The sequence below is a fragment of the Odoribacter laneus YIT 12061 genome, assembly GCF_000243215.1.
Classification (GTDB): Bacteria; Bacteroidota; Bacteroidia; order Bacteroidales; family Marinifilaceae; genus Culturomica; species Culturomica lanea.
Genome location: NZ_JH594596.1, coordinates 2,271,573 through 2,283,976, shown reverse-complemented (window position 1 = coordinate 2,283,976; position 12,404 = coordinate 2,271,573). Strand labels below are relative to the sequence as shown.

General features: G+C 42.1%; 9 protein-coding genes. 5 read left to right on the top strand and 4 right to left on the bottom strand.

The window, feature by feature from the left end:
* The first annotated feature begins 40 nt into the window (after positions 1 to 40).
* Complete coding sequence (locus tag HMPREF9449_RS09555) at positions 41 to 991, top strand: 3-oxoacyl-ACP synthase III family protein (protein ID WP_009137055.1); 951 nt, start codon at positions 41 to 43, stop codon at positions 989 to 991.
* Between the two features lie 127 nt (positions 992 to 1,118).
* Here the strand turns inward: HMPREF9449_RS09555 and HMPREF9449_RS09550 are convergent, their stop codons facing one another.
* The 3 genes from HMPREF9449_RS09550 to HMPREF9449_RS09540 form a co-directional block, all read right to left on the bottom strand.
* Positions 1,119 to 1,781, bottom strand: coding sequence for an MgtC/SapB family protein (locus tag HMPREF9449_RS09550; protein ID WP_040611324.1), 663 nt, complete (start codon positions 1,779 to 1,781; stop codon positions 1,119 to 1,121).
* A 24-nt stretch (positions 1,782 to 1,805) separates the two neighbouring features.
* On the bottom strand, positions 1,806 to 3,308 hold the full coding sequence (locus HMPREF9449_RS09545; RefSeq protein WP_009137053.1) for a potassium/proton antiporter: 1,503 nt from the start codon (positions 3,306 to 3,308) through the stop codon (positions 1,806 to 1,808).
* 129 nt (positions 3,309 to 3,437) lie between these two features.
* A complete protein-coding gene (locus HMPREF9449_RS09540; RefSeq protein ID WP_009137052.1) occupies positions 3,438 to 4,328 on the bottom strand; it encodes a DMT family transporter in 891 nt (296 codons plus the stop codon).
* A gap of 397 nt (positions 4,329 to 4,725) precedes the next feature.
* On the opposite strand from HMPREF9449_RS09540, the gene HMPREF9449_RS09535 reads away from it, so the two are divergent.
* From HMPREF9449_RS09535 to lpxA, 4 genes are read left to right on the top strand one after another with little or no spacing between them, the layout of a single operon-like run.
* On the top strand, positions 4,726 to 5,898 hold the full coding sequence (locus tag HMPREF9449_RS09535) for an efflux RND transporter periplasmic adaptor subunit (protein WP_147640049.1): 1,173 nt from the start codon (positions 4,726 to 4,728) through the stop codon (positions 5,896 to 5,898).
* 22 nt (positions 5,899 to 5,920) lie between these two features.
* A complete protein-coding gene (locus HMPREF9449_RS09530) occupies positions 5,921 to 9,100 on the top strand; it encodes an efflux RND transporter permease subunit (protein ID WP_009137050.1) in 3,180 nt (1,059 codons plus the stop codon).
* 8 nt (positions 9,101 to 9,108) lie between these two features.
* The gene (locus HMPREF9449_RS09525; protein ID WP_009137049.1) at positions 9,109 to 10,491 is read left to right on the top strand and encodes a TolC family protein; all 1,383 of its coding nucleotides are present in this window, start codon (positions 9,109 to 9,111) and stop codon (positions 10,489 to 10,491) included.
* Positions 10,492 to 10,512: 21 nt separating this feature from the next.
* A complete protein-coding gene (gene lpxA / locus HMPREF9449_RS09520) occupies positions 10,513 to 11,292 on the top strand; it encodes an acyl-ACP--UDP-N-acetylglucosamine O-acyltransferase (RefSeq protein ID WP_009137048.1) in 780 nt (259 codons plus the stop codon).
* Positions 11,293 to 11,412: 120 nt separating this feature from the next.
* On the opposite strand, the gene HMPREF9449_RS09515 is transcribed toward lpxA, so the two are convergent.
* Positions 11,413 to 12,333: a DMT family transporter gene (locus HMPREF9449_RS09515; protein WP_147640047.1), complete on the bottom strand. Its 921-nt coding sequence runs from the start codon at positions 12,331 to 12,333 to the stop codon at positions 11,413 to 11,415.
* Positions 12,334 to 12,404 lie beyond the last annotated feature (71 nt).

The window sequence follows — 12,404 nt, the reverse complement described above, 5'->3', positions numbered from 1 at the left end:
CTCGTGATTGTGAAATTTTTTGTAATATTGAAAAACTAAAATGGATTTATACGTCAATAAAATCTCGCATTATATTCCTGAAGGGGTGGTTGAAAATTCTTATTTTAAAGAAGTGAACGGGTTGGATGAGGAATGGATATATTCCCGTACAGGTATTAAAACCCGGAGTAAGGCCGGAAAGGAGGAGAATACAAATACAATGGGTATAAAAGCGGTGGATAACGGAGTAGAAGATTTACCTTATCCGATGGAAAGTATAGATTTGATTGTGGCTGCTACTTATTCTCCTTATGATACGGTTGCTACCATTGCTCATATGGTACAAAGACGTTATCATGCAGAGAGGGCTAAATGTGTCAGTGTGTCGTCAGCTTGTTCTTCTTTTATTAATGCGATGGAGGTCGTAGAGGGATATTTTGCCATGGGGAAAGCTCATCGGGCCCTAGTCATTGCCTCGGAGCATAATACAGCTTATGCAAACGAGACGGATCCGCAAAGCGGACATTTATGGGGGGATGGGGCAGTTGCTTTTTTTATCTCTCCGGAAAAATACAGGGAAAGTGATGCTCAAATTTTGAGTATCTATACACAGGGGTTAGGTCATATTGGAAAATCCACCAGTGCGGTATACCTGAGACCCAGAAATGGAGGGATTGGCATGCCTGAAGGGCGCGATGTGTTTATTAATGCTTGTCATTATATGGTAGAGGCTTTGGAAAGGGCTGGAGAAAGGTGTGGAAAGAAGCTTTCCGACTTGAATTATATTTCTTCCCATCAGGCGAATCAGCGTATTATTCGCAATATTGCCCGCCAAACCGGTTTTCCTGAAGAGTGTTTTTTGATGAATATAGAGAACCGTGGTAATACAGGTTGTCCCAGTTGTGCTATTTCCTTGTCGGAGAATTTGCATCGGATTCAGAAAGGAGATTTGGTCGGCTTAACAGTATTTGGCGGGGGATATTCTTGTGGGGCGATGTTGCTTCAGTTTTAGCAAGAAAAAAATCTGTCTGTTCTAATTTATTTTACGGAAATGTCCTGAAAGTTCTTTTGGAATTTGGAGGAATGCCCGTTTGTAAAAAATCAGAGTCTCGACCTGGAGGCATTTCTACGGAGCGTTTTTATTCCATCTTATTGATGGTCAGGTCTGGTAAGGATTGTATAAATTGGAACAATAGGCTTTCTTCTCCGAATTTGCGGGTTTTGATGACCATGGTAACATGGTAGGTTTTAGTGTCTCCGAAATGTTCCTCATCGGTTGTATAACTGGTGATATGGTGCCCTAGACTATTGATTTCATTGGTAATAATTCCCAGATTTTCCTTTTTACTGGTCGTAAAAATCAGCAAAATACTGTGGAGTCCCACTTTCCGGAGAAAGAGATTGGTTAATTCAAGGCCAGCTAGTGTAAGCACGACTCCGGCGATACCGATATAATACATTCCCCCGCCGATGACAAGTCCTATGGCGGCAGTCGCCCATAAACCGGCTGCTGTGGTGAGTCCCCGGACAAATTGTTTTTGTATAATAATAGTACCTGCACCGAGAAAACCGATTCCGCTGACAACTTGCGCAGCTATACGGCTGGGATCGAGTCCGACGCCGGCCGTTCCTAATACGTCCGAAAAACCATGTTGGGAGACGATCATAAATAAGGCGCTTCCCAGGCATACGAGGAAGTGGGTCCGCAGGCCTGCTTCTTTGGCCCGATATTCTCTATCCAGACCGATAAGTGCTCCGAAACAGGAGGCGACGACTAATCTTAATATTAAATCCCACATCATTTTTCCGTTTATATTGTAAGACTTTTAGTTTTTTTCCAGCGTATATTCCTTTACTCCTAAACTCTCGTATGTATCTCGGAGGGCTTCGTCGTTATCGGTAATTACCAATAATTTATCTCCGGTTTTTAATTGTGTTTTTCCAGTGGGGACCATGTAATTGTTTTCCCGGTTAATCATAACGACCAGTGTATTATCCGGTAGGGATAAGTGCATCAATTGGTTCCCCTTTTGTAACAATTCCGGGGTGATGGTAATTTCAGACATAGCCGACTTTATGCTTTCCGGTAACTCTACTCCGAACGTATTTCCGGTTTTGGGCTCCGGCATTCCCAGATTCAGTCGTTTGGCTACCCAGGGAATGCTCATCCCCTGGACGAGCAAAGAAAGTATGGTAATAAAGAATACGACATTGAATATCAGATCGGCATGCGGAACTCCTGCAATTTGGGGATAGGTTGCGAAAATAATCGGAACGGCTCCCCTTAGACCGACCCAGGAAACGAAAATGCGGCCTTTCATCGGTAATTTTCGGAAGGGTAGCAGGCAGAGGAATACGCTGACAGGACGGGCTATCAGGATCAGAAAGACGCCTACCAGTAACCCAAGACTGGCTACCTCGAGTAATTCGTGTGGATTTACTAATAACCCCAGGGTAAGGAACATGATGATCTGGCATAGCCAGGCAAATCCGTCGAAAAACGAAGTGACACTTTTTTTATGAATAAAAGGTCGGTTCCCGACAATAACTCCTGCGATATAAACTGCTAAATAACCATTCCCCCGAAGTAAATTCGTAAAAGAGAAAACGAAAAATACCAGAGCCAGTAATAATACGGGATAAAGAGATTCGTATTGGATGTTGATTTTATTCAGGGTTAAGACAGCTAAACGTCCCAGCAGGTAGCCACAGATGGCTCCTATACTCAGTTGCATAACCAATTCCAGAGCCAGCGAGCCGATACCCATATTTTCCGCCTGTACCATTTGGATAAAAAGAATGGTCAGCAGATAAGCCATCGGGTCATTACTTCCACTTTCCAGTTCCAGCATCGGGCGTAAGTTGTACTTCAAATGTAGTTTTTTAGAACGGAGGATGGAGAAAACAGAAGCTGAATCGGTTGAAGACATTACGGAAGCCAGCAGCAGAGCTTCTACCAATGTAAGCGCGATGTGTTGTCCCGTCATGCCGGAGATCCAGTAGATAAATCCGCCTGTTACTAAGGCGGTTATAAAAACTCCTGCCGTGGCTAAAACAACGCCTTCTCCTAATACGGGACGGATTTCTGTCATCTTGGTATCCATTCCGCCAGAAAACAGAATGATGCTCAAAGCAATCATGCCGATAAATTGTGCTTGTTGCGGATTGTTGAATTGAATTCCCAGGCCGTCACTCCCAAATAACATACCAACGATAAGGAACAACAGCAAAGCCGGTACTCCGAAACGATAGCCGGTTTTGCCCACGATTAGGCTGACAAATAAAAGAATAGAACCAATAAGCAGGATATTTTCGGTAGTAAAGATCATAAATTATACTTTAGTAAGTTGAAGAAGTAATTTTAATGGGTCTTATCGAATGCCTAGCAAAATTAAGTATAATTTGTGAATTAATTTAATGAAAATAGAAATGCTCCTTTGAAAATATGTTAAATTTTATCACTTTATTTTATTTGTTTTTCGTTCGGCCAGATAGACTCCTGCAAGAATGAGTACGGCTCCCAGAAGGGCGTAGGCGGTGATTTTTTCATCTAATACCAGCCAAGAAACAAACAGGGTGACAATACTGATAAAATAAATATAATTATTTGTATGTACAGCTCCTAAGTTTTTAATGATGATATTCCAAATGTAAAAACAGAGGGAGGAAGCGATGAGGCTCAGGAAAAGTAAATTGAAAATGACTTCTTTTTGAAGAAGAATAGAAAAATCCAGGGGGAGGGGTTCGTAACAAAACCAGGGCAAAAGAGTGAGTATGCTGTAAAAGAAAACACGCCTGGTCGTAAATAACACTGGATATTGATGACTGATTTTTTTGATTAATATGGAATATATGGCCCAGGATAAAGCGGAGAAAAAAGATAATAAATCTCCTGCCGGGTTTAACTGAAGGATAAAATTACCGTTGAAGACAATTAAAAAGACACCTCCTAAAGCGATGATGGAACCGAGGAAGGTATGACGCTTTAACGGTTCGTTTTTCAAGGTAAAATTTGCTATAAAAGCAGTGAGCAAAGGGGCTGTAGTAACGATCAGAGCTACGTTGGAAGTATTGGTAATCCCAACAGCCGTATTTTCCGTTAAGAAATAGATCGTCCCTCCGAAAAGTCCGGCTGCAAAAAATATCGCTTCGTCTTTCCATTTTTTCACTTTAGGGAGGCGAGGATAAAATATCCAAAGAACGGCGTAGGCGATCACAAAACGGTAAAGCATAATGCCGGCTGGACTTAAACCGTTGAAAATTAGTATTTTTGTGGAAATCAGTGTGATTCCCCAGATAATAATGGTGAAAGCTGCTAGTATATGAAAAAGCATGTTTTTTTTACCCATAGCCTGATTTTTATCGGAGGACAAAGATAGAGATTAAAAGGGTGTGTAGAGTATAAAAAAGGAAGTATTCCCCTGGAATGCTAAAAATGGATACGATTTACCGGAAGCTATAGGAGAAAAGCATTTCTGGGTGTTTTCTTCTCTTCCTTTATATCCCGTATATTTTTTGAATATTTTTACGTATAAACGTTCTACACAACTATTTTTTAGGCAGAAATTAAATTTATTTTCAAAAAAAATCGTTTGAAATCAATTTTTTTTTCATATTTATTGAAATAATAAACATAAATCATCGTAGTTTTGCATGAATTTTGTAGAGTTTCGCCTATAAAATTTTGGACTTTTTATTTAATCCCCTGATATATCAATTAAAAATAATATGAAAATTCAAAAACTAATGAAAATGCAGTTTCGTAAGTTATTTATTGTTGCATTCGGTGTGACGCTTTTTGCTTGTAGTTCCAAGCAGCAAACAGGTTTTGGAGGAGCGGCAGAATATGCTGTCATTACGTTGGAGCCTCAGTCAGTTGCTTTGAGTAGTTCTTATCCTGCTACCATCCGAGGCCGGCAGGATATCGAGATTCGCCCAAATGTAAGTGGTTTTATTACTCAATTATGTGTGGATGAGGGAGCGACAGTCCGGAAGGGGGAAACTTTATTTATAATTGATCCGGTACAGTATGAAGAAGCTGTAAACGTAGCGCGGGCTGCTGTAAACGTGGCGAAGGCCAATGTGGCGACAGCACAGTTAACTACGGATAACAAACGGGAATTGACGAAAAAGAATATTATCAGTCAATACGATTTACAAATGGCTGAGAATACGCTGGCTTCTCAGAAAGCGGCTCTGGCGCAGGCTGAGGCCCAGTTAGTGAATGCCGAAAAAAATCTTTCTTATACAAAAGTCGTAAGTCCTTCGGATGGAGTAGTAGGAACGATCCCTTTTCGGGTAGGAGCTTTAGTAGGGCCTACGACCGCAACGCCTTTGACTACAGTTTCGGATATTTCGAAAATGTATGTTTATTTTTCGATGACGGAAAAACAATTATTGGATTTAATCCGGCAGGATGGTTCCTCTACAGGGGTATTGCAAAAGATGCCCGAAGTGGAATTAGTACTGGCTGATGGTTCGCTTTATCCGGAGAAGGGTAAGATTGAAACAATCAGTGGAGTGATTGATCAGGCTACCGGAGCTGTGAGCGTTAGGGCTGCATTTAACAACCCGCAATATTTATTGAGAAGCGGAGGAACCGGATCTATACAGATCCCTTCGGTTATGGAAGAGGCTCTTTTAATACCTCAAAAGGCTTCGTATGAGCTACAGGATAAAAAGTTTGTATATGTAGTACAAGCTGATTCCACCCTGAAAAATACGGAAATACAAATATTTAATTTAGATGACGGAAAGAATTATGTCGTTACTGCGGGTTTAAATCCTGGAGATCAGGTGGTGATAGAAGGAGTAGGTACCTTGAGAGACGGACAGCGGATCAAGCCCATTACTCCGCAGGAATCAGCAGCTAAAATCAGTGCTATGACTCAGAAACAAGGGGAAGCTGAGAAAAAATAATTTGTGTTAAAAAGAAAAGAAAATGAAATTAGATAAATTTATAAACCGTCCGGTGCTTTCGACGGTTATTTCTATTCTAATCGTTATTTTAGGGGTATTGGGATTAGTGTCTCTCCCTGTGTCTCAGTATCCGGATATTGCTCCTCCTACTATACGTGTGAATACAACTTATACGGGAGCGAATGCCCAGACCGTTTTAAACAGTGTGATCGCTCCTTTGGAAGAGCAGATTAACGGTGTAGAAGATATGATGTACATGACTTCTACGGCAACCAATACAGGAGATGCGTCGATAGAAGTGTATTTTAAACAGGGAACAGACCCGGATATGGCTGCCGTAAACGTACAAAACCGTGTGGCTAAGGCACAAGGTTTTCTGCCGGTAGAAGTAACCCAAGTCGGGGTGATCACTCAAAAGCGGCAGACAAGTATGTTGATGGGTTTTTCTTTGTATAGTTCCGACGATAAATACGATGTTAATTTTTTAGAGAATTATCTGAATATTAATACGGTTCCGGAAATTAAGCGTATCCCGGGAGTAGGGGATGTGATGGTTTTTGGAACGGATTATTCCATGCGTATCTGGTTAAAGCCAGATGTAATGGCTCAGTATAAACTCATGCCGGGAGATGTGACGGTTGCTTTGGCCGAACAGAATATAGAAGCTGCGCCCGGACAATTCGGAGAAAAAGGCGATCAGTCTTTTCAGTATATCATGCGCTATAAAGGTCGTTTGCAGACTGTAGAGGAGTTTGAAGATATCGTGATCCGGGCGACTCCGGAGGGAGAGATCTTGCGGCTGAAGGATGTAGCTAATGTGGAGTTGGGACGATTGACTTACGGGTATGACAATAAGGTAAACGGACATGCCGGAGTAACCGCTATCGTTTTTCAGACAGCGGGTTCCAATGCAACAGAAATTATCAATAATATCAGCGATTATTTGAATAAGATTGAGAAGGATTTGCCTTCCGGAGTAAAAATTGCCACCCTTATCAATGCAAATGACTTTTTGTTTGCGTCTATACATGAGGTATTAAAGACATTGATAGAGGCATTTATTCTGGTATTTTTGGTCGTGTATATCTTTTTGCAGGATTTTCGTTCAACTTTGATTCCGGCGATAGCCATTCCTGTGGCCCTGATCGGTACCTTTTTTGGTTTGTATCTGATAGGATTTAGTGTCAACTTACTGACCTTATGTGCTATGGTCTTGGCTATTGCGATTGTAGTAGATGATGCAATTGTAGTGGTGGAAGGGGTGCATGCGAAACTGGATCAGGGATATAAGTCGGCCCGTTTAGCCTCTATTGATGCCATGAGTGAGTTGGGAGGAGCAATCGTATCCATTACTTTGGTAATGATGTCGGTTTTTATTCCGGTAAGCTTTATGGGGGGAACATCCGGAACTTTTTACCGTCAGTTCGGTTTGACAATGGCGATTGCTATTGGATTGTCCGCTATTAATGCGTTGACATTGAGTCCGGCTTTGTGTGCTATTTTCCTGAAACCGCATCAGCAGAAAGAAGAAAAAAAGAAAAAAACGACCTTTATCGAGCGTTTTCATATCGCTTTTAACGTTGCTTACGACCGGCTGTTGAAGAAATATGAGAAGAGTATATTGTTTTTTATACACCGCAAAATATTAGCTTTTGGGGTAGTAGTAGTCACTGCTGTTTTGTTGATTTTATTGATGAATATTACGCCGACGGGATTAGTGCCCAATGAAGATACGGGGACGTTGTTTGTAGTGGTGGATATGGCTCCCGGGACTTCTCAGGAAAGAACCCAGTATGTCATGCAGCAAGTGGACAGTTTGGTCGCAGCTAATCCGGCTGTGGCAAACCGGACGCAGGTGACCGGCTACAGTTTTCTGGCCGGACAAGGTAGTTCTTACGGTACATTGATTGTAAAGTTGAAAGACTGGTCGGAACGGAAGGGAGAAGGGCAGGATCTCAATTCCATCATCGGTTCACTTTATATGCAGGCGAAAACGGCTATCAAAGATGCCCGGGTATTGTTATTTGCTCCTCCGATGATTCCCGGCTATAGTGTTACGAACGGTTATGAATTGAATTTACAGGACAAGACAGGAGGCGATCTGGATGATTTTTACGAAATTGCCCAAAACTTTTTGGCGAAGTTGAGGGAAAGACCGGAAATTGCTACGGCTCAAACTTCCTTCAATCCTACCTTCCCGCAGTATATGATCGAGATCGATGCGGCAAAATGTAAACAAGCCGGTATCAGTCCGAATGATATTCTGACGACCTTGCAGGGATATTACGGGGGTATTTATGCTTCCAATTTTAACCGTTTTGGAAAGCTTTACCGTGTCATGATACAAGCCGATCCCAAATATCGTGTTAGTCCCGAGTCATTGCAGGGGATAAAAGTGAGAAATGGCAATGAGATGGCTCCGATTACTCAATTTATGACTTTGAAAAAAGTATACGGCCCGGATAATATTAAACGTTTTAATATGTTTACTTCTATGAGTGTAAACGGTTCTGCAGCAGATGGCTATAGCTCCGGACAGGCTATTAAGGCTATAGAAGAAGTGGCTGCTGCTGAATTGCCGACCGGATATGGGTATGAATTTTCGGGTATGACCCGTGAAGAACAAGGGAGTAGCGGGGGAACAACGGCTATCATTTTTGCCCTTTGTCTGGTATTTGTTTATTTGTTGTTGAGTGCACAGTATGAAAGTTATTTATTGCCTTTGGTCGTTATCCTTTCTGTGCCTTCCGGTTTGATGGGAAGTTTTATTTTTGCTCAGATAATGGGAGTAGAAAATAATATTTACATGCAGATTGCCCTTATTATGTTGATTGGTTTATTGGCGAAAAATGCCATTCTGATTACGGAATTTGCCTTAGACAGGCGAAAAACGGGCATGAGTATTAAAGATGCGGCTATATCGGGTGCTTCTGCCCGTTTACGGCCTATTTTGATGACATCCTTGGCGATGATTATCGGGTTGATTCCTTTGATGTTTGCTCACGGAGTAGGGGCAAATGGTAACAGTACGTTAGGGACGGGATCCATCGGAGGTATGCTTATCGGTATGATATGTCAGATATTTATTGTGCCGGCATTGTTTGTCGCTTTTGAATATCTGCAGGAAAAACTTAAACCGATGGAATGGCATGATACAGATAATACAGAAATAGAATCTGAGATTGAACAGTATACGAAATAATGAATAAAATGAAGATAAAAATCCTATTATATCCGTTGTGTATGGCTTTACTTTTGAGTAGTTGCCATATATATAAGCAGTATAGCCGGCCTGAAGTAGATACTCAGGGACTTTACAGAGATCCTGTTTCGACTACAGATACGTTGGTTTCTGATACTTCAAATATGGCGAATCTCCCTTGGGAGCAGGTATTTACCGATCCGGATTTACAGGCGTTGATTCGCTTGGGTTTGGAGAGAAATACGGATTTACAGGCGGCCTTGCTGAGGGTGAAAGAGGCTCAGGCCAGCTTGATGACCTCCCGTTTGTCTTATTTGCCTTCTCTTTCCTTGGCGCCTCAAGGAGGAGTAAGTAGTTTTGACAAGTCGCACGGAAGTTGGAGCTGGTCGTTGCCGGTAGTGGGAAGTTGGGAGATTGACCTTTTCGGTAAAATCTTAAATACCAAACGGGCTGCGAAAGCCGCTTTGCTACAGAGTGAAGCTTATCAGCAGGCTGTACAGACGCAAGTAGTGGCAGCCATCGCCAATTATTATTATATGTTGCTTATGCTGGATAAGCAGTTGGAGATAACGGAAGAAACTTCTGTACTCTGGAAGAAGAATGTGGAGACCATGAGGGCGATGAAAGAGGCGGCTATGGTGAATGAGGCCGGAGTAGTACAGAGTGAAGCCAATTATTATATGGTTCTTGCCTCCATGGCGGATTTGAAAAATCAGATTCGGGAAACGGAGAATTCCTTGTCATTATTGCTGAGGCAAGCTCCGCAAAAAATTGCAAGAGGAAGAATAGAAGATCAGCAATTACCGACAGTATTGCAAGCCGGAGTTCCGATTCAGTTGTTGGGAAACCGCCCGGACGTAAAAGTGGCAGAGATGGCATTAGCGGGGACATACTACAATACAAATGAAGCCCGGGCCGCTTTTTACCCCCAGATTACAATAAATGGCACTTACGGTTGGACCAATCAGGCCGGGAATCTGATTACGAATCCCGGGAAAATGATTGCTTCTGTGATTGGTTCCCTGACTCAGCCTCTTTTTTATCGGGGAGCTAATATTGCCCGTTTAAAAATTGCCAAAGCCCAGCAACAGGAAGCCTTATTGAGTTTTGAACAGGCTATTCTGAATGCGGGAAGTGAAGTGAGCAATGCTTTAAATCTTTACCAGACGGCACAGGATAAAATTGTACAACGGGAAAAGCAGATCGAATCTTTGGAAAAATCCGTAGAATATACTCAGGAATTATTAACCTTAGGAACCTCTACTTATCTGGAAGTCCTGACAGCTCAACAATCTTTGTTAAGCGCCCAGTTGTCGGGGATAGCTGATGAATTCCAACGGATGCAGGCGGTTGTGAATTTGTATCATGCTTTGGGAGGAGGAGTAAAATAATTAACCTTTAATATTGAAATTATGATCAGTCCATTGGCTTATGTAGATAAAGGAGCTAAAATCGGCGATAATGTCACGATTCATCCTTTCGCCTATATCGATAAAGATGTGGAAATCGGCGATAATTGTACGATCATGCCCTATGCTAGTATACTGAGTGGGACGCGTATGGGAACAGATAATATAGTATATCAGGGGGCTATAATTGGTGCTACTCCTCAGGATTTTAAGTTTAAAGGTGAGGATACTTTATTGAAAATCGGGCATCACAATACGATCCGGGAAAAGGTAATTATCAACCGGGGTACCAATACGACTGATAGTACGATTGTCGGGGATGGCAACTTTTTATTGGAAGGAGTTCATCTGGCTCACGATACCCATTTAGGAAATAATTGTGTTTTGGGAAATGGGGCGAAGACGGCCGGAAATTGTATTATCGATGATGAGGCTATTTTGGGAAGCGGAGTGATTATAAAACACGGTTGCCGGGTAGGAAGCTGGTCGTTGGTACGCGATGGATGCCGGGCCAATAAAGATGTGCCTCCTTATATTGTAGCGGCTCATAATCCGATTACTTATTATGGGATTAATGCTCTTATATTGGCGAAAGAAGGTCATTTCTCAGAGGGTTTGATCGATGACATTGCCAAAGCTTACCGACAGATTTATCAGTGTGGTACCAGTTTGGAAAATGCTCTCCGGCGTATCCGGGAAATAATGGAAATCGGTCCTGAATTGGCTTATATGCTCGATTTTATTGAGTCTTCGGAGAGGGGTATCATCGGTGTTACCCTATAGGGACGTGCCCTTTTGTGTCATTTATCCAAAAGACATGCCTGAAAAGGCTGTTGCTGGATAAAGACACTTTGCACCGAATTGACATTTCCCGGATATCTGGATAAATTCAGAGTTGCCTTTCTATGGCTTAGCGGTTTGAGAGGTTGTAGGTGTTTTTTTGTTGATAAAAATAAATCCGATAACAATTAGGGCAAGAGCGATCGGGTCGTGCCAGGAAAATTTCTGTAATCCCATTCCGATGGTGACAATTGCTCCGGTAACAGGGAGCAGATAAATATAGGCGCTTTCTACAAAGGGAGTGATATAGTTCAGGGCTTTTACCGAGAGGTAATAAGCTCCCATCGTGGTGATGAGGAGTATAAACCCGAATTCCAGCCAAATAGCTACCGGAGCGGTTGTGTGGAAGAGGGAGGCTTGTAAAAGTTGCCGGATCCCAAAAGGAAAAGTAACAATAAAAGCTGCCAGTCCCATCCATTTCATTACTACGAAAGCGTTGTACTTTTGCGTATAAGGTTTGATTAATACTAAAAAAAGGGATTTGGCTACTGTGGAAGCGAAGACCAGGATATCACCTGTAAAGGAGTCTTTTACATTTCCGCTATGGGGCATGATCGAAACATAGAGAGCTCCTCCGAGACCGAGGATAATCCCGATCATTTTATATTTTGTAAATTTTACGTGTAAAATCAGTACAGCCAGTAACAAGACAATAATCGGCTGGAGGGTACGGATAACGAAAGTATCTACGGGCCCCGTGATGTTAAGTCCTGTAAGGTATAACAGTAAATTTGCGCCTATTCCCAAAACGCCGCCCAGCATCATCATGCCGATATCGCGTCGCCCCGGACTATTTTCGGGAGTACGGGGGAGAAAGAGGCCGATAATCCAGAAGCCAACAGCACACATAAGGCATCGGGCGAGAACCAGTCCTAACGGACCGATCCATTCCGGCATAAGTACTTTCATAAAATTCGTATTGAAACTATAAATAAGTATGGTTCCCAATACCATCAGATTACCGATAATTTCCCTTGTTTTCATATTTATATTTTTGAGTTCATACGAGATTTTTAAGTTATGAGTTTTCTTTTTATCCTTTAGTAGCCTGTAAC

Coding starts and splice junctions, on each gene's coding strand:
- HMPREF9449_RS09540 (WP_009137052.1), bottom strand. CDS start 4,328: ATGGGTAAAAAAAACATGCTTTTTCATATACTAGCAGCTTTCACCATT.
- HMPREF9449_RS09555 (WP_009137055.1), top strand. CDS start 41: ATGGATTTATACGTCAATAAAATCTCGCATTATATTCCTGAAGGGGTG.
- HMPREF9449_RS09535 (WP_147640049.1), top strand. CDS start 4,726: ATGAAAATGCAGTTTCGTAAGTTATTTATTGTTGCATTCGGTGTGACG.
- HMPREF9449_RS09545 (WP_009137053.1), bottom strand. CDS start 3,308: ATGATCTTTACTACCGAAAATATCCTGCTTATTGGTTCTATTCTTTTA.
- lpxA (WP_009137048.1), top strand. CDS start 10,513: ATGATCAGTCCATTGGCTTATGTAGATAAAGGAGCTAAAATCGGCGAT.
- HMPREF9449_RS09530 (WP_009137050.1), top strand. CDS start 5,921: ATGAAATTAGATAAATTTATAAACCGTCCGGTGCTTTCGACGGTTATT.
- HMPREF9449_RS09550 (WP_040611324.1), bottom strand. CDS start 1,781: ATGATGTGGGATTTAATATTAAGATTAGTCGTCGCCTCCTGTTTCGGA.
- HMPREF9449_RS09515 (WP_147640047.1), bottom strand. CDS start 12,333: ATGAAAACAAGGGAAATTATCGGTAATCTGATGGTATTGGGAACCATA.
- HMPREF9449_RS09525 (WP_009137049.1), top strand. CDS start 9,109: ATGAAGATAAAAATCCTATTATATCCGTTGTGTATGGCTTTACTTTTG.